This is a genomic window from Dictyobacter vulcani (assembly GCF_008974265.1).
Taxonomy (GTDB): domain Bacteria; phylum Chloroflexota; class Ktedonobacteria; order Ktedonobacterales; family Ktedonobacteraceae; genus Dictyobacter; species Dictyobacter vulcani.
Window position 1 is genome coordinate 2333599 of record NZ_BKZW01000001.1, and the last position, 20301, is coordinate 2353899.

A 20301-nucleotide genomic window follows, 5' to 3' on the forward strand; every position below is an offset into this window, starting at 1 on the left:
TTCTCACCTTTCTACCTTTCTCAAGTTCTTATGTTCTTAACCACGTTTACTATGCGACTGCAATCAGTGTTTGTGTCGAGTGGCGGGGTGTCGTTCTGTATGTGGCACTTTTTTCGCGGACCTTGCAGTTGTTTTGTAACTGGTGCGCGAGCTCGCGGGTATAATAGGCTGGCTCTTTTTCTAGTTCTTGCAAAATCTGGGTTGAGTAGTTGTAGATCGTGAGTGCTTCTTGTCGTCTCCCTTGCTCAACCAGTAAATGCATCAAGTGGCAGAGCGCATCCTCGTCTTCTGGATGGTGCTGCAAAAAGGTAAAAAGTAACTCTTCAGCCCGCCGTTGCTGGTCATTTGCCGTGTAGATGGCTACTAAGTGATAGAGGATGCGGCGTTTGGCTCCTTCAATTGTTTGACGCCGCAGTTGTGTCCATGAACAATGGAGGTCGTCTTCCAGAAATTCCCCTTTGATTAAAGCATGAGCGGCTTCTAGATATGGTAATGGATCTACCTGCTGCCGCTCATGGCGCAGTGCGGTACTGGCCAGATTGACCAGTGCATCTGCATCAACCCAGAGCCATGGTTGGCCCGCGAGCATAAAATACGTCTCGCCATTCAGACGTTGCGTTTGAAGCAGGCTATCCCTGGTTGGCAGCGCGAGAATATGTCGGCGCAGGGTTGAGGCTGCGGTATCTAAGGCGTGATTGGCATGCTCGCTGGCACGTGTGGGCCAGAGCAATTTTATAATTTCTGTCTTTGTGCTTCGTCGGTGAGGACTACAGATCAAGATTTTTAGCATCAGCAGCGCTGCCTTACGGCTGCCTAACTCACTATTGGAGATCAAGCGATAACGTGGACGCTCACCAGTTGTCGCTAACGCATGCGCTACAGTAAACTCTCCTAACGTAGTGACCCGCATCAGAGGATAGCGCGGTTTATCGCGCTCTTCAACGATATCCTTTGGTAGTAGCATTCTTTTCCCCCCTCATCATCACATGCAACTTCTTTCACCACTATTTACAGGTTCACACTCTTTGTTTAACGTATCCAACATCTCATAAAGCAGATGCACCTAAAGCATACCATAAGTAATCGCACCGCTTTGTGAGGTTTTCGGGAGGTTTTCGGGAGGTTTTAGCAACCCCAAAAACCCCTTTATCTCTTGATACCCCTTCAACAAGTAAAAGAGGAAAGATTTTTAGCTGGAACATCGCACAAAGAAACGTCAAACACCCCTGGTTTTTATCATGTGCACCTCAACAATTAAGGGCTCACCATAAAAAAACACTCTCGCAATGCACAGCGCGAGAGTGTTAAAAACAATCAGCTATCTAGGGGAGCGAGGGCTCGTCTTCTGCTCGTGGTAACTCCAGGGTATCGGTATACTCAGTTGATAGTAACTGATCGGACTCATCAGGATTATGCCACCATAATCTCTGTGTGACTTCTTTTTTCTCTTGATCCCAACAAAAGTTGATCTCTCCAAGGTTGTTGTAACCAACTATCAGGTTGCCGGCTTTCCAACGGCTTAACCATTGATCATAGTTCATGACTGTGTTCACAATCCCCGTTTTTGGCTGCTCAAGTTTCTGATTTATTTTGTCGGTCTGTTCAATCGCTTCGTCCAGGATATTCTCTCGGGTATTCCTGCCAAAGGTGGTTGTACTGTCTGCTATGTCTTTGTTGCGTGCGCGCAGTTTGCCTCCCAGTCTGCGTGTGAGTATTTGTAAGATGTTGATGCTTTGCAGGGCCCCCCGCAATGGTCGCAGGCTGAAGCGGGTCAGATGGGTATGGGGACTGTGTTCGTTCTCAACGTCTTGATTACGTGTGTTGGTCAGGTAGCGGATGCGATAGCTGCGGCTGGGCGGAATATTATCAAAGGTCCCTTTGACCCAGCCAGCGGCTGGCATGACAATCTCGCTTGATGAACGGTGGGCGGCAATCAGGCGCGGGATGGCCCACCAGAAGCGGAATAGTTGTTTCCTGATCGTTTTGAGAAGGTAATTTAGTGTGTGGTGATCCCCTTTTGTGATGTCCCACGCGAAGAAGTCTAATTTTGGCTCTTTACCTCGTTGTAACAGGCTACGTAGACTTGGATAGCCGATGGCGAGGACGGATATTTGTGAGCCTGATCCTTCATTACAATAGGGACTGGAGGTGAAGTTGATGAATTTTGCGCTTTGTTTGGTTTTGACGTCCCAGTATTCCAGGCTTGAGCCAAACGCGTAATGCACGTCTCCGGATAAAAAGACGACGCGCTTGAGGTCACTGAGGGTACGCAGAAATTGTTGAAATGTTCCCCAATCGAGGGCCCAGGCTTCACGGTCAAAGCGGTAGTTTTCTTTGACTCGCCAGCGACTCCAGAATTGGACGCTTTCGACGAAATCAATTCCGATCACGGGGGCGGCCGAGATGATCAGAGTGACTTCCGCTTCTTCACGTTCGATGTTATCAATCTGGCTTTTCATGGCCTCGGACGAGAGGAGTCCTGGAAAGTCTTTGGGATTGCGGTAATAACGATGGGTCCGAGTGTCCATGACGATGATCTGATAGTTTGGACCTTCGTAGCTGTAGTTCCAGGTTAATGCCTGCGGTGGATGGGGCAGGCTGCCTTTCCCACTGAAGGATTCTGGTACTCCTAGCGCTTTGATGATTGTTGTGGTTTGTGCCGCTTGCTCGTCTCCATGCCAGCTATCCAGCGCTTCGAGCAGGGCTTTACCGTGTGGCTTTGTGAATTGTTCAGGGGTGTTTCCCCAGGCCTGACACAGGGCGTAGGCGAGGAGTCCGTTGCGGATGATGCGTCGGCCCAGGGGCTTTTTCAGGACATTGTGGCACCATGCTCCATCGAGAAACCAGTCGTCGGTAATGTCGTGATCGTCGCAGATCATGTAGGTGGCGATGTTGGCCAGGGCTCTTCTGACTTGCGGTAGGGCGCTGCGAAAGCTGTTGAGCTGTTCTAGCTCTTCGCGATAGTGTCGCTGCTCTTTGGTCTGGGTGACGCTTTCGGCATGCACACCGGGATAGAGCCAGGCCCAGAAGTCTTCGACGCTGAGGAGTTCTTCGGGCCAGAGGGTATCTGACCAGTTGAATAAATACATGGTGATGTATTCGGCAAATGAGATCAGGTGGTTGTCCGTTTTGCTGCTGGTGAATTTTGTCTGGTTGGCAATGACGCTTCTGCGTGTGCCGGGTAGTAATTTATCTGCGGGCAGATTGAGGGTGGGGAGGATCTCTCGTTGATTACCTGCCAGTAAGGTGTTGCCCGCGTCTGTGAGTGCGTGTAGTAGGGGGGTGGCTACATCGTCGGCGTAGATCTGGTCGCCGGTCATGTAGAGTTGCTGGGGACGCCCTGTGCCGCCGTTTTCCTCGGCTCTGGCGATGAGTGTATCTACACTGGATAAAATTTCTTTTCCCAGTCCGTGGGTTTTGCGACAGGAGCCGTGGATGATGCGCAGGTCGTGAATATGTTGAGCAGGTAGTAGAAAGCCTGGTAATGGATGTCCTGGATAGACAATGCGCTGGATCGGTTCTGTCTCATTTGGATCTGTTGTGAGTACTCCAGGGCTGGCTAGCGTGGTTTGTTGTCCTGCCTGCTTGCTACTAAAGGTAAGATTGTAGTAGTAGAGTTGTCCCCATTGGAGGGCTGCTGCTTCATGCTCAACTCTGGCCGTCACGGCTACCATATGCAGATTATCTCCGACACGGATGGTACGCTGACTACCTCTGCATTCTTCATGTAGCTGGTTGTCTTCAGCTCTGGTATAAACACTGAGTTCGACAGCGCGGGACTCTTTTAGCGCCAGCCAGATTGTGACGGTGTGTGGCTCGACCCTTCTGACGATGGGTCCGGCTAAAATAAGGGGTAGCTGATGGATACGTTGTGCCAGTGGGGTCCAGGACATAAAAAATAGTTCTCCATGGATATGTGCGTTAAAATTGTTTTAATATAAGCTCAAACATTCAATATTCTATACGGTTGACCTTGAGATTTAGCCACAGTCTGACCATTTTATAGCCCTCTTTTCGGCGGGCGCTCGAAAGTGATAACATGGCTCTCGTTATCATGATTAATAAATTTCGTTTGCATGGTGCGAAGCTATTCTCTTCGCAGGTAGGAGCCTATGACACAAGCTCAAAAAAATGACAAACCTGAATTGGCGATAGAGCAAGAATATATTTCCGGGTCGTATCGTTGGTTTACGTATGCTCCTGATGTGACCGGTCTGCGCCTGATTTGTCTGGAGGATCAGGACACCGGTACGGTGGTGACGACGACTGTGGCTAATCCTGAGAAGCGGACGGCTGCCCATAAGGCCTGGGCCGGTGCGCGCCAGTCGCGGGCTGCTGGCATGCCCTGGGATATTTTACGTGAGATGGGTGAGAAGGGGGTTGATCCGGATCAGAAGATCGAGGAGACTTTCCGGGGCTATGGCCATGCTTCAGTGGGGGATATGGCGCGCTTGAGTGTGGATATGGGCAAGATCCCGATGCATCTGTGCCTGGCTTTGTTCAATGAGGGATCTCTGAATTCGGGCCAGGAGAAGTCGACACGCTATCAACCACGCTTTGGGAAGGCTGTCCTGCATCAGTTGCGTAATTATTTGTCGGATGAAATTCCAGCGACTGAACTGGCAGCGTTGGAGGATCAGTATCAGGCATTTGGGGCCTTGTCTCTGGCTTTGTTTGCTCAGCATCGTGAGAGTCTGCTACAGGCTTTTACGCAGTATTATCAGGCGGATACGACGCAACAGGATCAGAAAAGTGCTTTGACTTCGCGGGTACTGGATTGTGTGCGCTCTTTCTTGCTGTTTGGCCAATGGAGCGGGATGTCGTTTGAGACTTCGGCACGCGATTGGTCAAGAATTATTGCGGAGTTGAAGGCAGCTCCTGTGCCGTATTATCATCGTGTGGCGGCACAGATTGAGCGCTTGCTTGCTCCTACACCGGAGGAAGAGGTGGCCCTGGGATATAAGGCTGAGGCTCCGGGCCTGGTGCGCCATACGCATCCGATAACGACGGTGAATACGAATCTGCAGGCTTTGCGGCGATTTTTTATGGAGCAGACAGATCTTTTAAAGGTGGTGCCTGTTCGACTGGCTTTTCCGGGTCGCGTTGAGCAACATGTGCGCTTGCTGGATGCTGAGTGGACTCCTGGTGATCGCTTGATTGCTGAGTATGCGCTGCTGCTCTGGCCTGGTCTGGAGCGTGAGAAGCTGCTGAGCTGGGTTCATAATCAGGATGTAGAAACAAAGAAGGCGTTGAGTCAGTTACTGTTTGCGGAACATACTAATTATCGAGAATTGCCCGGTTTAGCGCGTACAACGACGATGACGCTGGCGGTTGAGAGCTTCCTGGGTGAGTTGCGGGACTTTAATCGCCATCGCGCCTGGGGCCGCTTCTTTCCTTTGCCGCTGGTGTTTGGTGAGCGGATAAGTCAGGATACGATTCAGCAGATTCTGGCGCGTGGTTTTGGTCTGCCGCTTTATCTGTCCGAGATTGCTGAGTTCGCGGAGCAGCGCGTGGCTTTTGAGCGTGATCTGGCGGATTATTATCAGCGCCTGCAGACGTTTCTGGGACAAGTGGCAGGCCGCTATGGCGAGTCGATTGATTATGCTTTTATGCTGAATCTGTTGCCGCTGGCTCATCAGGTCGATCTGTGGATGCATGGTGATCCCAAGCAGGCGCTCTATCTGACGATGCAGCGTGTCCGACCAGGCGGGCATATCAATTATCGCGCTCTGGCTTATGAGGCGAATCAGTTATTAGCCGCTTCTGATCCTTATCTGGCCGCGCTGGCATTACAGGATAAACCGGATCCTGCCAGCCGCGATGAGTTTTTCGACCGAAGCTAGTAGCTTCGACCCTTGCGGTCGATTGTCTTGACCTACGATCTCGCATATCAAGAGAGAAGTTGGAGGCCTGACCTCCAACTTCTCTCTTGCTGGTTGTTCTTCATACAGGTGACTTTGAACGTCACATACGGCTTAATAGCGACGATCGCGATAGCCACCACCACCGCCGGAGTCACGTCGTGGGTAGCCGCCGCCCCCGCCGCCACGGTTGTCGCGTTTCTCCTGGGCTTCGTTTACTATAATGGTACGACCTTCAAGGCTGGAATTATTGAGCTGGCTCATGGCACTTTGAGCTTCTTCGTCGTTGCTCATTTCTACAAAACCAAATCCTTTGCTGCGTCCAGTCTCACGATCCATGATGATCGTGGCTGAAAGTACCTGGCCATACTGACCAAAAAGATCGTTGAGATCCTGGTCGGTTGTGCGGTAGGGCAGCTTGCCTACATAGAGTTTCACTATCTGTTCTCCAATCGACGCCATCAAGCCTATCTCGGTCCGTGAACTAGCATTTTCACAAACTTGAAACCGCGATATGTGTCGTCGCTTTCTATTATATCAATATACACCATAGTGTAGATAGTTGTACAAATTTTTATACTGATGTGTCTTTATAAATAAACTGTTCCTTTTGAGTATTATTTATAAAGACACATTTTATTTACTTTTATCTCATGCGACGGCTGCGCCTTCAGCGCTTTTCATTTCTAGTTTGCCGTTGGAGACATCAAAGGTGATGTGTGAGCCGTCGCGTACGGTGCCTGCTAGTATTCCCTGTGCTATACGGTTTTCTATCTCCTTCTGGATGACGCGCTTCAATGGTCGCGCGCCAAATTGTGGATCATAGCCTTCTTCGGCGAGGTATGCTTTGGCGGCGTCGGTGAGCTGGATGGTGGCATGGCGCTCTTCGAGGCGCGGACGAATACGGTTGATCTGGATTTCGACGATGTCTTTGACGTTGTCTTTGCCGATGGGATGGAAGATGATGATCTCGTCGATGCGGTTGATGAATTCTGGCCGCAGGCCTTCTTCGCGTAGTTTCTGGCGGATGTCGCGCTGGATGGTGTCTTCGTCCTGGTTGGCGTAGGTGTGCAGCCAGCGGTCACCAATATTGCTGGTCATAATGATGACGGTGTTTCTGAAGTCTACGGTCCGGCCCTGGCCATCGGTGAGGCGTCCGTCGTCGAGGACCTGGAGGAGGATGTTGAAGACTTCGGGGGCGGCTTTTTCGATTTCGTCAAGGAGGATGACGCTGTATGGATGCCTCCGTACGGCTTCGGTGAGTTGTCCGCCTTCTTCATAGCCCACATAGCCTGGAGGGGCTCCGATCAAGCGGGAGACGCTGTGCTTCTCCATGTACTCTGACATGTCGATGCGGATCATGGCACGTTCGTCGTCGAAGAGGAAGTCTGCGAGGGCGCGCGCCAGCTCTGTTTTGCCGACTCCGGTGGGTCCGAGGAAGAGGAAGCTGGCGAGGGGCCGATTGGGACTGCAGTCCGGCTCGGGAGCGGCGTACGGCGTCGGCGACGGCGGCAAGGGCGGGATCCTGGCCGACGACGCGTTGGCGCAGGCGTTCTTCCATGTGGAGGAGTTTCTGGATCTCTCCTTCCATCATGCGGGACACCGGAATGTGTGTCCATTTGGAGACGATTTCGGCGATGTCTTCAGCATCTACTTCTTCTTTGAACATGCGGCCACTCTGCAGGTTGCCGAGCTGGGCTTCCTGTTCTTGGATGCGCTGTTCTAGTTCCTGGAGCTTGACGTAGCGTAGCCGGGCCATCTCTTCGTAGTTGTATTCACGCTCGGCTTTGTCATAAGCGATCTGGGCTTCGTCCAGTTCTTTCTTCAGCTTGCGCAGTTCTTCTACGGGCTGGCGCTGGGTGTCGAGGGTGAGTTGCATGATGCGCAGCTGCTCGCTCAGGTTGGCGATCTCTTGCTCGCCTTTTTGCCGTCGCTCTTTACTGGCTTCGTCGGTCTCCTTTTTCAGGGCCTCGTGTTCGACCTGGAGCTGCTGGATGCGGCGCTTGAGGGCGTCCATCTCGCTGGGCGTGCTGTCAAGTTCGACGCGGCGATGGCTGGCGGCTTCGTCGACCAGATCGATGGCTTTGTCGGGGAGAAAACGGTCGGTGATATAGCGATCAGAGAGCACAGCGGCGGCGACGAGGGCGCTATCCTGGATGCGTACGCCGTGGTGGAGCTCGTAGCGCGGCTTCAGGCCACGGAGAATACTGATGGTGTCTTCAACGCTGGGTGGTTCGATCATCACAGGTTGGAAGCGGCGTTCGAGGGCGGCGTCTTTCTCGATGTATTTGCGGTACTCGCTGAGCGTGGTGGCACCGATACAGTGGAGTTCGCCACGGGCGAGCATGGGCTTGAGCATGTTAGAGGCGTCCATCGAACCTTCGGCGGCTCCTGCTCCGACGAGGGTGTGGAGCTCATCGATAAAGAGGATGATCCTGCCGGCAGCGCTGGTGACTTCTTTGAGGACGGCTTTGAGTCGCTCTTCAAATTCTCCCCGGTATTTGGCTCCGGCGACGAGGGCACCGAGATCGAGTGTGACGACCTGTTTATCGATCAGGCCTTTGGGTACGTCACCACGGACGATGCGCTGGGCCAGGCCTTCGACGATGGCGGTTTTTCCGACGCCAGGCTCACCGATTAAAACTGGATTATTCTTGGTGCGGCGGCTGAGGACCTGGATGACGCGGCGGATCTCTTCGTCGCGGCCGATGACCGGATCCAGTTTGCCTTGTTGGGCCAGTTCGGTCAGGTTGCGCCCATATTTTTCTAGCGCCTGGTACTTACCCTCTGGATTCTGGTCTGTGACGCGTTGTGAGCCGCGTATGGAGGTCAGTGCTTGCATGACCTGCTCGCGGTTGAGTCCTGCTGCTTTGAGGGCACGTTGGGCGGCTCCGTCGGTATTTAAGAGGGCCAGGAGGAGATGTTCAACACTGAGGTACTCGTCTTTGAAGTTGCTCATCTCTTTCCAGGCTTCTTCAAGGATTTTTCGGAGCTGGGGGGAGATGCCAGGCTCACTGCCACCATAGACATGGGGCATGCGCTCGATGTCGTTTTCGATCATGGTCTGGGCGGTCTGGCTGTTGCCGCCAGCTTTTTGCATCACTTGCTGGGTTACGCCGCCTTCTTGCGTGAGCAGGGCGTCCAGTAGATGTTCAGGTTCTACCTGACCATTGCTGTGCTCTTTTGCTTTTTCCTGTGCTTCTTGAATGGCTTCACGGGCTTTATCGGTAAAACGTTCTATCTTCATTGCTCACCTCCAGAGCTTGTTTGCATGAGCTTTGTCGCTTTTGCTATTTCTACTATACCACATCCAGGTGCGCGAGCTTGTTAACTTTTAGTCCAGTATTGTCAAGTTTAATGATAGGATTTATGTTAAAATGAGGATCGGGCACGGAAAATTGCAGCACAAAATGCAGAACATTTGAGCATTTGATTTCACCCTACAACACGACGTGATATAATGTGTTCCAATATGATAAAATGGCAAATTTGAATAAAAGAAGCTAGTAATTGTGGAACGAGGAAATAAGCCAGTTTAGCCAAGCCGCCACCCAAGCCAATCTATACCATACAAGCCCATATTTTATGTTGATTTTAAAAAAATAATGGTGCCCAATCATCCAATATTGAGCACCATTATCAGGACAGAAACTTTTCATTTTCTTCTCTGTGAGCGCAACTTACCACCTTTAACCAATCCAGCAATCGGCGAAAATGAAGCATGATCCTTCCTGGCATCAGTACTAGAAAAATCTTCCAGGTAAGTTTTAGTAATCTGTATATCACTATGCCCCATTTCACGGGAGAGTTTAAAAAGTTCGCCCCCTTGTTGAAGATACATCTTAGCAAAAGTGTGACGAAAAGTATGGGCAGACAAACGGATATCAACAATACCCGTCTCTATCTTCAACCGTTTAAGAATGCTTTTAACACCTTCTCTGTTTAGTGCAGACCCATGACTTCGCTTGCTGCAATCAATAAAAAGCATAGGCTCATTCAGTTTAGCAGGATGACGAAACTTATGAATATACTTCCAGATTAACTTACTAACCTCAGGATGCAGACCGACCTCGCGCTCTTTACGGCCCTTACCATAAACCTTGATATAATTATCGTGGACATCAGATAATTTTAGCAAACTAATCTCACCAAGGCGTATCCCAGTATCCAGGAGCAACAACAAAATCACATAGTCTCTATAACCCATATCAGTAGTCAGATCAAAAGTTGAGAGCATCAGCTGGATATGATCCATAGTGAAAGTCGGCACAATCTTCTTTGTTGGCCGAGGAGCCGCCAAACGAGAAGCCGGATTTTTTTCTATCAACTCCTCTTGATAGCACCAGCTAAAAAACACCTTCCAGACGCGAATATAACCCCGAACAGATGACACCGACAATGCCCTGGCAGCTTCTATATCTGAAGTGCCCAGCAAGTGCTGCACACATTTCCTCAAATGCAGTACAGTCACCTTCTCAAGTTCTGTGACACCACTAAGAGTGCTAAGAAGCTCAGCCAGGACACGCAAATGATGTTTGTAAGATGTTAGCGTATGATTAGAGCGATCCCTAGCAACGCAATCCATAATGAAATGAGCTATAACCCCATCAGAACCTGAAAGGATCATAAAGCACCCCTTTTCCTCAGAGAAGCCCAAATTTTCCAACAATCAGAACAAAGCAAAAGGACATTCCACTTTCCACGCTGATCCTGCCATGTTAAAGGCTTACAATGTGCCTTTTCCTTGCAACCGTGACAATAGGTATGAAACAGATCCATCATCGCCTACTTTCTACCAACTTGCAGGCGACCAGCTGGCACCGCAGAATGTTCTTGACGATCAACAAAAGGAACCAATAACGGAGTGACCAGGCCAGCCATCACAGCCAGACCTGCATAAGCTTCACGCGATTGTGAAACCTTGAGTCCAGAGAGGAAACCGACCACCGCACCGATACGAAACGTCAGAGGAATAAGCACAGCTAGATAGCGATCTGGAATGCGGATGAACACATCAACCACGTCCAGTACCTCTTGTAATGGCAGCGGTTCAGGAGAACGCAGGATATTATGATGAGCATCCAGGCTATGAAGATAGTCCCGATAACACAAACGACCTGCCAGCAGACCAACCTGATATAACGGATCATCAGCAATATGAGTTATATTCTTTGGAAGCGTCATATAACTCAATTTTTGCGCCTTAATGACATGCATCCCTATCAGAAAAGACTCCTTCACATCAGGTGTGAGGCCCATTTCATACCACAAGGGAGGAGCATCATCATACAGATAAAACGGCTCGATTTCATGACCACTCATAGCAAACTCCTTATAACTGCTATAACTAGAAAAGAGAAATGGTATTTTGCACCCCACGTGTTACTGGTTTCGTGGGGTGCGATCCCATAGCCAGCGTGAGAGAACGAATAGCAAGAGAGGACGAGCAGCGTGTCGTGTGACTAGCGTCTCCACCTGGACACTCTGTGCAGTGCATTCCATGCCGACGGTGCCAAGGTGATAAACTCAGATGCATCCTTAGCACCGTCGCCATTCCAATTCTGGCACAGGTATCCAGGTAGTACGCTTGCTTCGCACCGTCACAGAGCAACGGCATCAAACGTGAACGTTTGTGCCTCTGGAAGCCAGATAATGCCTCAGTTGTTTTTGTTGGGCGCGTCATGGAGTTGGGCGCGTGGCGGTTGGCGCTAAAAGATTGAAGAGAAAAGAGCCAGGAGAGAGAAGAGAAAACAGGGAGGGTAACGACTCTCGCCGACCTGGTCACATAGCGCGTAAGGCGTACAGGCGTACAGGCGTGCAAGAAGCAGCCAAGGCGGAATAGGTGGGCGACCAGGCGTAAGATATCGCGGCCAGGCGCATCATTGCAGAGAAAAGCGGAAGGCCCGACGTGAAAAGTCGGGCGTTGTACAGACAGAGCCAGGCGCAGCGATTGTCCCATCAGACCAGATGGAGCGATACCCATTAGGCGCACTCCTTTTAACCATTGCTCAGGCGAGCATAATTGCGCTGAACCGATATATGAACCAGAGCCAGCAGTGATTGATAAGCAGCCGCAGCTATGTCTGGTTTATAGAGAGACAGAGCAGATAAACGACCTAAAGCGCAACCAACACTCACTTCAAAAGGCAAATCATCAGCATTGAAGTAATGATCAAGAATGTCATGGTACATATCCTCAAGAACTACTTGGAGTGTGTAGAAGCGATGTTCATAGTTACCGGATTGAGCATCCAACACGTCATCAAAGAAACAGGTAAAGCCCCATTTACAAGCCTCAGCGAAAGACCGACTACAAACAATCTGGCGATCCAGGCCAGCATCACTCAAAAGCAATGAAGGCGAATAATCTGGTATTTCATTCTCACAAGTTGGAACTACAAAACTAATTGTAGGAAGAGCATCAGTTGTTCGAGCAGGTTTTAACATGTGAATGACCTTTCTGGTTTAATATGGGAATCCCCCAAAGTCTCAAAATCTATCAGACACCTTTGTATCTAGTCTATAAGTATCATTGTAAACTTATATTATTGATAAGTCAATAGCAAATCTTTAAATATTTTAGTCTCATAATATTGTAGACAAAAATAAACCATAAGTATATACTATTACTAGTATCTTTTTTATAATCAAAGTTATCTCACAGTCTCAAGGAGCCATAATATGGAAGCGACATACTATAAGCCTGAAGAAATCATGAAGCTCCTAAGCATATCCAGAGCTAAATTTTATAGAGATGTAGAAGAAGGCATCATTCCTAGTGAACTAGAAGAAGGCAAGAGGAGAGGTAGAAAATTTCCTAAGGAAGCTATTGATGCTCATATTGCAGTCATGCGCAAAGCTAAGGAGGTCAAATTGACATTCGGACCTACAACTAATAGCGAACTATGGGCAGGCTATACCAACTCAAGAAAAATCTATGATGATGAAGACGTTGTAGACTACCAAACCTTACTAGAATGGCGATCCAGAAACACTGACATTTTTATGACGGCCAGGGAGGGAGATGAACGAGCTGGAGGGATAACAATCTTACCCTTAGCTGAAGAAATCATCCAATGCCTGATAGACGACAAAATTCGAGAGAAAGATATTCCTCTATGGTCAATTAGAAAATGGACTGATGACCAGCTATCCGTTTACATTCCCAGCATATCAATAACTCACACTGGGAACAAGCAGCGTGATGCTGAAAGAGGACAATTTATCATCAGGAATACAATCAGATGGGCTTACACCCTGAACAAGCTATATGACATCAAAAATTGGTACGCAATAGCAGCTTCAGATGCAGGCAGAAAAATTGTTACCCATCTAGGATTTACAAAAATTGCCGGAAAAAGAGACGCCTACATACTTGACGACATGAACAAATTCAACACAACAATCAAGTTATTCTTAGAAAAAATTGATAACGGAGAGCCGATAGAGTTCCCCCCTGAAAAAATCACAACATTAAAAACCAAAGCAAGGAGCCGGTAAAATTTATTCTATGATCATTTATAGTTCTGAAAGGCAGCATGGACAAAATTTCATAAGTGAAACCATGTTGCCTACTTCATTTACCAGGACTGACCAACCCCCAAAAAAACCTGTACATCCCTATACAACAAAGTGATAAAAAGGTATTATCTTTGTAACATACCAAGAAGTCAGCCAGGATAACACTAAAAGGCATGAATAGACAGTAAAGAGCAAAATAATGTGTTCCAATGCTGAAAATGTCGCGTCGATTGGCTTTACACCTAATGCCACCTATAATCATGACGTGATATAATAGGTGCCAAATTGGCACGTTTTCGCTTGGCGGAAAGAGGAAAAGAGCACCGTTATGGCAATGTTTGAGAATTTATCTAAACGTCTTGAAGGTATATTTAATAATCTCGGTGGACAGGGCACGCTGACCGAGGAGGATGTAAACGCGGCACTGCGTGAGGTCCGATTGGCGCTCATTGAAGCTGACGTCAACCTGAAAGTGGCACGTCAATTTGTCGATCGTGTGAAAGAGAAGGCGATTGGCGCGAATGTGACGGGTAACCTTTCGTCGTCTCAGCAGGTGCTTGCGATTGTGAATGATGAGCTGGTCGAAGTTCTGGGTGGCGAGGATGGTAATAATAAATTAGATCTGGGCGGGACGCCTCCACAGATTATTATGTTGGTCGGGTTGCAGGGTTCTGGTAAGACAACTTCTGCCGCCAAGCTGGCGAACTATTTGCGTAAACAGGGACAGCGGCCTTTGCTGGTGGCGGCTGATATGTATCGTCCAGCGGCTGTGAATCAGTTGAAGGCGCTGGGTCGCCAGTTGACGATTCCGGTTTATTCTGAGCCCGCTGGCGCTGATCCTGTCGATATCTGCGCGAATTCGCTGGCATATGCGCGTGAGCAGGCTTGCTCGGTGGTGATCCTGGATACCGCTGGCCGCTTGAATATCGATGAGCGCATGATGAATGAGGTGATCAATATTCGCCACCGCTTGCAGCCGCGTGAGGTGTTGTTGGTCGCTGATGCTATGACCGGTCAAGAAGCGGTCCGTGTTGCCGATGATTTTAATAGGGCTGTTTCGCTCACTGGTATGATCTTAACGAAAATGGATGGCGATGCCCGTGGCGGTGCTGCTCTCTCGATTCGTACTGTCACCGGTGTGCCGGTGAAGTTCATGGGTATCGGCGAGAAAACGGACGCTTTAGAGCCGTTCTATCCAGATCGTTTGGCTTCACGTATACTGGGAATGGGCGACGTTCTTTCACTGATCGAGCGTGCTCAGGAAAGCATCGATCAGGAAGAGGCGTTAAAGGCGCAGCAGAAACTGCAACAGGGTAAGTTTGATCTTGAGGACTTCCTGAATGCGATGCGCCAGCTGAAGCGTATGGGTCCATTGCGTAACGTGATGGAGATGTTGCCTGGCTTTAATAAGCTGGCGGCTATGCCAGAAATGGAAGAGGCGCTGGAAGGTGATCAGCTGAAGTATGTTGAGGCTATGATCCTGTCGATGACCCATGAGGAGCGCCGTAATCCGGATGTGATGAATGGCAGCCGCCGCAAGCGTATCGCTCGCGGTAGTGGTACCACGGTTCAGGAAGTTAACCAGTTGCTGGAACAGTTTAATGAGATGCGGACTATGATCCGCCAGATGAGTTCCGGTAAGGGTCCCTGGGCCCAGATGGCTCGCCAGTATGGTGGCGGCGGTGGCATCCCTGGAATGCCGAGTATGCCTGCTCTTCCAGGTGCCGGACGATCCGGCGGTAAGAAAACTGGTAAGTCTGTCCGCAAGGAGAAGCGCAAACAGCAGAAATCGAAGTCTCGCGGCGGAAAGAGGTAAGTCGATGGGTGTGTCGTATCCTGTGTTAGGACGCGCACGGATGTTGCGGTTGGTAGTTGGGCTTGTGTTGGTGATGGCGGTTCTTTCATTCAGCTCTTGCGAGGGCGATGCACAGGTACGACAACGGGCTATGGAGAGTGAGCAGCGCTTTGTGCAACTTCTCCATAGCGCCCGTCAGCTTGGTTTTCCGCAGGCTGTTTTGCAGCCTATTTTACAGCAGGATGCTTTTCTTCGTTCCACCCAACCCCCCTTTAGTCTCTTTAGCAGTCAGCCCCTTAATGCATATTATCAGGGCCGCGAGCAGCGTTATGCGCTCTTACACCTGCAATTACAGGGCCTGATGGCGACGACCACGCAGCGGTTGCGCTCCGATGATGTCCATGAGCTACAGTCTGTACGCTCGCTACTGACCAGGGAGAATAAGGCTGGTTTGCCAGCCGCAAATTTCTCTGTCCAGGTGGATCAACTCCAGCATTCTCTGGCGGATGGACAGAGCTTTACGGCGTATACACGCGTCCATCAGGACGTCCAACATGTAGCCCGGGCTTTGCAGATGTTGCAGGCGACTTCGCTACACTTACAGACTCTACAAGGGCTGGTGGATCTGACGCAGCGCTCCCGGTTGGATACTGCTTTGATTCCTTTGCAGGCTGCTTACCAGGACAATAAGCTGCTCTTCCAACATGCTGCCAGGATTGAAGACTTGCAACTTGTGGATCATAAAATCGCCGTTCAACAGCAGCAAGCTGAGGCGACACTGCTGCTGGCGATGCCGGCTGTGACTGGCTTGCGCGTGCATGAGTTGGATGAAGGTATACAGCAACTTCCGGCGGTTCATCTGGATGCTAAGCCTTATCAGGTGAAGTTGGCGGGCTATAAAAAACGTTCAGCGGCTGCCATGAGTCTGCCGGATTTCCGCCAGTTTCTCCGCCAGGTGGATGGCGATATTTTCGCGGTCAAGGCGGATGCTTTACGGGAAGATGCCAATCAGGCGATCAGCGCCTTCCATCAGGATGTGAATGCCTGGAGCGGCAGCCATTTGTATTATGATGATTATGATGGCAATAGCTATGCGCTGGATATCAGTTATTTAAATCAGAATTTTGGCCTGAATGCCGATGTTCTGCTGGAGCAGGCGACGACGCTGGATGCTTTACAGAATGCCAGGGATGTGGCGAAGACGCTGCTCTTTAATCATCGCTTGATGGAACTGGATGCGGTCGATCCTACTCCATATTATCAGGTGCATCAGGCCGATCTGCAGGCGTTGCAGCACTATCAGTTACAACTGGGCCAGGTGATTGTGATTTCTCTGAGCAGGCAGTCGCTGCGCCTGTATCAGGATGGACGCCTGGTGCAAGCTTTCCTGGTCACGACAGGGCGTCCGGAACGTCCATCGCCTCCAGGTGTCTGGACGGTGCTCAATCGCCTTTCGCCGACGTTATTCAAGTCGAATGATCCTCCCACATCTCCTTTCTGGTATCCTAAAACGATCATTCAGACGGCCGTGCTCTTCCGCGAGGGCGGCTACTTCATCCATGATAGCTGGTGGCGGGCGAATTATGGTCCTGGTACTGAGTTTCCGCATTATGATGATAGCGGCGACCAACGTTCATCGGGTAATGGGAGCCATGGCTGCGTCAATCTTCCCCCAGATCAGGCGGCCTGGATCTACTATAATACCGGCTGGAGTACGAGTATTGTCATTTATTAATACCGGCGGAACTCTATTGATTCCCTCAGACCTGAACGATATAAGTAGCATAGGGACGTTTATCTCTATGAATTGTTTTTTTTAGATTGCTTTTTCGACGATAGATATTTTTGTGATCAAGGACTTTTACAAATTATTGTATGCCTGTAAAATTCGGCCCGCAAAACAGGGAGGGAGTGCCGCTTTTTGATATATAATTATGATTGAATATGATAGAGAGCCGTTATAATCAACGTATTATTCTCGCCACTACTGCTCGTTCAAGTATGTAACGCTGGCATGTATGGAAGCGCCACTAGTACGAAGATAACGGAGCCTGCTGATGCGTCTGACTTCCGAAAAGCAAATACCTCTGAAAATCCAGACATGCGCACATGCGCATCAACTTGGCGTGCCTCGTATTATCTATGCCTCACAACAGGTGTCGCGCTTACCCTTTGTGTTAGGCCCGCTGGCCATTGGTGTTTGTGCGCTGATTCTGGGTGCCTATAGCTCGCTCTATGACCGCATCTTTAGCTGGTGGCCGCTCTGGCAGGCGTGGCTGGTGCCTGGTATTGGCATTGCCTGGTTGTTGATTGGCTTATGGATCCTGCTGCCGCCGCTACTCTTTCCTATTCCACGCGTCTTTTTGTGTCCCAGGGGCTTGATTTATGTGCGTCGTAACTGTGAGGTGGTGCGCTGGGATCAGATCGTACAACTGACCAAGGAGTTGCAGACGGATCAGAAAGCTGTCTCGCTGGCAAAATATACCCTGCTGCGTGCCGATGGCTTTCAACTGGCGCTGGAGAATGATCTGCCACACCTGGATCGCCTGGGTGGCTTTATGGAGCGCGAGATTACGCGCCATCTATTGCCACAGATGATTGCTAAATATGAGGCTGGCGCGCTGATTACTTTTGGTTCGCTGGAGATCACGGGCCTGGGACTATGGTTATCGGCTTCGCAACGCCTCTTACCCTGGTCCGAATTTGAGCGCCTCAGCCTGGACGATACGTCGTTTAGCCTCTATCGCCGCTATGAAGATCGGGCCTGGCAGACTTTGAGTCTCTCCGGTTTCCCGAATGTCTGGGTCTGTAAAGGACTGATCGAGCACATCACGAAACCTGCTCCTGTATCCGTGGTTGAAGAACTGGTTGCCGTGGCTCCAACCCGCCCTGCCCAGTGTGACCTCTATGATGCTGGTATCGCCATTCCCTTTGGTGCGCTTACCATCAGTCGCGAAGGGATTGCACTCCAGTCTGGCACCCGCTTCATGCCCTGGGAAATCATTGCCAGCATCGGTGTCGGCGAACAAGAAGTCATCATCAAACCCATCGATTCTGACGAATGGCATATCCTCCCCATCTGGTCGATTACCGACCCCGCTAAACTCTCCCAACTCATCGACTATGCCTTGTATCAACACTACTTCGTTGAGGGATCATTGTCATAGGGCGAGGCAATCGTGGGCAAGCCACGAATCTACGGTGTGATCATGTTGAGGGATCATTGTCATAAGGGGAGGCAATCGTGGGCAAGCCACGAAGCTACGGCGTGATCATGTTGAGGGATCATTGTCATAAGGGGAGGCTAAGATCCGAGCTGGATTGTATGCACGACAGGAGCATTTCTGGCGTGCATACAATCGCATTATTTCCGCCTCTCTATGAGAAAAGGGAAATTACTTTCCTATGTTTTCAGCCAGTGCATCATTATAGCCCCAGGCATCGAGGGCAGGTAGCTCGATCCCTTGCAGGCTCATCATTGTGGCTATCTGCGAACGATGATCAACGCCGTGGTTGATGGCCTGGATCGCTACAATGACGGCGGCACATTTATAGGTTCCCCCGTCAAGATAGAAAATCTGACTCAGGTCTTCCTGCTCAGCGATTGTGATCAGCGCTGTGCCTGACATCTCGGCGCGGCGTCGTAGCTCGTCGAAGCCAGCAAAGGTGCTGAACTCTTTCAGGGGAAGGGATGGTTTGATTTTCGTAAAAGACCACGCGTAACCTTCTTCTGAAGCAAACATGTGCATCAGGGTCTCGCGTATACTGCCAAAGGTTCCTATCATCGTGGCGTCCAGTTGGGCGTCGGACAACTCTGCACAGGCGTCGAGCAGACGCAGGTTTGCCCAGAGGTTATGCTTAAAAAAATCGGGAAGTCCAGTGCTCATTGCTCTAATCTCCTTGTATCATCTTATTTGCTAATAACATTTCAATTGTGTTCCCACACGGTGTCTCTCAGGCACAGCCCACACCCCATAGCGCACAAATCAGGCTATGTGACATAGCAGGCAAACAAATCCTGAGCGCTCATTTTTAATGAGAGCCATGCAAGAAACCAGGACAAGAATGATGATGGTTGTTCCCTATTTGAACAGGAAACAATATGGAGTTAGCGGCACACTGGCATAACTATCAAAACCTCCCCAAGATGTGTATTTGTTGTCTTCGATAGTATACAAATGCACAAAAGATGCTGTCAAGCAAAAAGCATAGCCACCACCACAAACATACATTGTGGGGTACGCTTCTTACGTTCTTACGTTCTTATGTTTGTGTGTGCCCATTCACGTAGGTTCGGAGCTTGCCTCCGATTGTCTCCCCTCACGATACCCGGGGGTTTCCTCTTTGCCGGGATGGGATTAGAATAGGATAGAATATGGTGTTTTATCTGTGAGGGAGTAGGTTGAAAGGAGGTCTGTTGAGGATGGGGATGCGTATTACAGGCTTGCAGCCACAGGCGAATAATCCTGAGCGGACGAGTGTTTTTGTGGATGGGCGCTTTTTTATGGGCGTGAGTACGTTGATTGTGTTGAAGCTGGGCTTGCGCATCAATCAGGTGCTGTCTTCAGCTCAGGTGCAGCAGTTGGAGCAGGAGGAGGCGCTACAGAAGGCGGTGGATCGGGGAATGAATTTTCTTTCGTTTCGGCCACGGAGTCGGGAGGAGGTGCGGCGCTATCTCAAGCGTAAGGAGACTCCGGCTGAGTTGATCGATACGGTGCTGGAGCGCTTAACGCAAATGGATTTGATCAATGATGAGACGTTCGCCGAGTTCTGGATTGAGTCCCGCGAGCGCTTTCGTCCTAAGGGGGCGCAGGCGATTAAGAGTGAGCTGAAAATGAAGGGCATTAAGCGTGAGGTGATCGATGAGGTGGTGACGGGCGAACAGGATGAGGATCTGGCGTTGCGCGCGGGTCGTAAAAAAGCCGAGTCGTTGCTACGACAGCCTGAGATGGATCATACTACCTTTCGGACCAGGCTTGGACCGTTTTTACAGCGCCGTGGCTTTAGCTATGCGGTGACAAAGCATGCGGTGCAACAGCTCTGGGATGAACTTGAGGGTGAGGCCGCTGACGATGATTTTTTTGAGGAATAGTTGTTAGCAGTGCTGGTAATAAACAAAGAAGC

At 50.1% G+C, this 20301-nt stretch carries 14 protein-coding genes and 1 pseudogene; 6 read left to right on the top strand and 9 right to left on the bottom strand.

Features of this window, described 5'->3' with window-relative positions:
- Positions 1–49 precede the first annotated feature (49 nt).
- A complete protein-coding gene (locus KDW_RS09795; RefSeq protein WP_151755777.1) occupies positions 50–964 on the bottom strand; it encodes an AfsR/SARP family transcriptional regulator in 915 nt (304 codons plus the stop codon).
- 358 nt (positions 965–1322) lie between these two features.
- Complete coding sequence (locus KDW_RS09800; protein WP_151755778.1) at positions 1323–3893, bottom strand: metallophosphoesterase family protein; 2571 nt, start codon at positions 3891–3893, stop codon at positions 1323–1325.
- A gap of 219 nt (positions 3894–4112) precedes the next feature.
- Here KDW_RS09800 and KDW_RS09805 point away from each other — a divergent pair, with 219 nt between their 5' ends.
- Positions 4113–5843 carry a hypothetical protein gene (locus KDW_RS09805; RefSeq protein ID WP_151755779.1) on the top strand — a complete coding sequence of 577 codons (1731 nt, stop codon included), beginning with the start codon at positions 4113–4115 and terminating at the stop codon, positions 5841–5843.
- 132 nt (positions 5844–5975) lie between these two features.
- Here the strand turns inward: KDW_RS09805 and rbp are convergent, their stop codons facing one another.
- The 6 genes and pseudogenes from rbp to KDW_RS09835 all read right to left on the bottom strand — a co-directional run bounded on the left by rbp (position 5976) and on the right by KDW_RS09835 (position 12308).
- On the bottom strand, positions 5976–6299 hold the full coding sequence (gene rbp, locus KDW_RS09810; protein WP_151755780.1) for an RNA-binding regulator: 324 nt from the start codon (positions 6297–6299) through the stop codon (positions 5976–5978).
- A gap of 213 nt (positions 6300–6512) precedes the next feature.
- Positions 6513–9108 (bottom strand): annotated as a pseudogene (clpB, locus tag KDW_RS35855) (ATP-dependent chaperone ClpB).
- Positions 9109–9516: 408 nt separating this feature from the next.
- Positions 9517–10488 (bottom strand): tyrosine-type recombinase/integrase, encoded by a 972-nt coding sequence (locus KDW_RS09820; RefSeq protein ID WP_151755781.1) that lies wholly within the window; start codon positions 10486–10488, stop codon positions 9517–9519.
- Positions 10489–10646: 158 nt separating this feature from the next.
- The gene (locus tag KDW_RS09825; RefSeq protein ID WP_151755782.1) at positions 10647–11183 is read right to left on the bottom strand and encodes a hypothetical protein; all 537 of its coding nucleotides are present in this window, start codon (positions 11181–11183) and stop codon (positions 10647–10649) included.
- Between the two features lie 25 nt (positions 11184–11208).
- Positions 11209–11844, bottom strand: a complete 636-nt coding sequence (locus KDW_RS09830; protein ID WP_151755783.1) for a hypothetical protein — start codon at positions 11842–11844, stop codon at positions 11209–11211.
- 14 nt (positions 11845–11858) lie between these two features.
- Positions 11859–12308, bottom strand: a complete 450-nt coding sequence (locus KDW_RS09835) for a hypothetical protein (RefSeq protein WP_151755784.1) — start codon at positions 12306–12308, stop codon at positions 11859–11861.
- Positions 12309–12542: 234 nt separating this feature from the next.
- On the opposite strand from KDW_RS09835, the gene KDW_RS09840 reads away from it, so the two are divergent.
- The 4 genes from KDW_RS09840 to KDW_RS09855 all read left to right on the top strand — a co-directional run bounded on the left by KDW_RS09840 (position 12543) and on the right by KDW_RS09855 (position 18344).
- The gene (locus tag KDW_RS09840; RefSeq protein ID WP_151755785.1) at positions 12543–13361 is read left to right on the top strand and encodes a helix-turn-helix domain-containing protein; all 819 of its coding nucleotides are present in this window, start codon (positions 12543–12545) and stop codon (positions 13359–13361) included.
- A gap of 355 nt (positions 13362–13716) precedes the next feature.
- Positions 13717–15198 carry a signal recognition particle protein gene (ffh, locus tag KDW_RS09845; protein WP_151755786.1) on the top strand — a complete coding sequence of 494 codons (1482 nt, stop codon included), beginning with the start codon at positions 13717–13719 and terminating at the stop codon, positions 15196–15198.
- A 4-nt stretch (positions 15199–15202) separates the two neighbouring features.
- Entirely contained in the window at positions 15203–16912 is a 1710-nt protein-coding gene (locus KDW_RS09850) for a L,D-transpeptidase (RefSeq protein WP_151755787.1), read from the top strand.
- Positions 16913–17234: 322 nt separating this feature from the next.
- A complete protein-coding gene (locus KDW_RS09855) occupies positions 17235–18344 on the top strand; it encodes a DUF6585 family protein (RefSeq protein WP_151755788.1) in 1110 nt (369 codons plus the stop codon).
- Between the two features lie 228 nt (positions 18345–18572).
- On the opposite strand, the gene KDW_RS09860 is transcribed toward KDW_RS09855, so the two are convergent.
- A complete protein-coding gene (locus tag KDW_RS09860) occupies positions 18573–19064 on the bottom strand; it encodes a DinB family protein (RefSeq protein WP_151755789.1) in 492 nt (163 codons plus the stop codon).
- A gap of 536 nt (positions 19065–19600) precedes the next feature.
- Here KDW_RS09860 and KDW_RS09865 point away from each other — a divergent pair.
- Positions 19601–20269 carry a regulatory protein RecX gene (locus tag KDW_RS09865; protein ID WP_151755790.1) on the top strand — a complete coding sequence of 223 codons (669 nt, stop codon included), beginning with the start codon at positions 19601–19603 and terminating at the stop codon, positions 20267–20269.
- Positions 20270–20301: the final 32 nt, after the last annotated feature.

Coding starts and splice junctions, on each gene's coding strand:
- KDW_RS09865 (WP_151755790.1), top strand. CDS start 19,601: ATGGGGATGCGTATTACAGGCTTGCAGCCACAGGCGAATAATCCTGAG.
- KDW_RS09840 (WP_151755785.1), top strand. CDS start 12,543: ATGGAAGCGACATACTATAAGCCTGAAGAAATCATGAAGCTCCTAAGC.
- KDW_RS09835 (WP_151755784.1), bottom strand. CDS start 12,308: ATGTTAAAACCTGCTCGAACAACTGATGCTCTTCCTACAATTAGTTTT.
- KDW_RS09805 (WP_151755779.1), top strand. CDS start 4,113: ATGACACAAGCTCAAAAAAATGACAAACCTGAATTGGCGATAGAGCAA.
- KDW_RS09855 (WP_151755788.1), top strand. CDS start 17,235: ATGCGTCTGACTTCCGAAAAGCAAATACCTCTGAAAATCCAGACATGC.
- KDW_RS09825 (WP_151755782.1), bottom strand. CDS start 11,183: ATGAGTGGTCATGAAATCGAGCCGTTTTATCTGTATGATGATGCTCCT.
- KDW_RS09860 (WP_151755789.1), bottom strand. CDS start 19,064: ATGAGCACTGGACTTCCCGATTTTTTTAAGCATAACCTCTGGGCAAAC.
- KDW_RS09800 (WP_151755778.1), bottom strand. CDS start 3,893: ATGTCCTGGACCCCACTGGCACAACGTATCCATCAGCTACCCCTTATT.
- ffh (WP_151755786.1), top strand. CDS start 13,717: ATGTTTGAGAATTTATCTAAACGTCTTGAAGGTATATTTAATAATCTC.
- KDW_RS09820 (WP_151755781.1), bottom strand. CDS start 10,488: ATGATCCTTTCAGGTTCTGATGGGGTTATAGCTCATTTCATTATGGAT.
- KDW_RS09850 (WP_151755787.1), top strand. CDS start 15,203: ATGGGTGTGTCGTATCCTGTGTTAGGACGCGCACGGATGTTGCGGTTG.
- KDW_RS09795 (WP_151755777.1), bottom strand. CDS start 964: ATGCTACTACCAAAGGATATCGTTGAAGAGCGCGATAAACCGCGCTAT.
- KDW_RS09830 (WP_151755783.1), bottom strand. CDS start 11,844: ATGGGTATCGCTCCATCTGGTCTGATGGGACAATCGCTGCGCCTGGCT.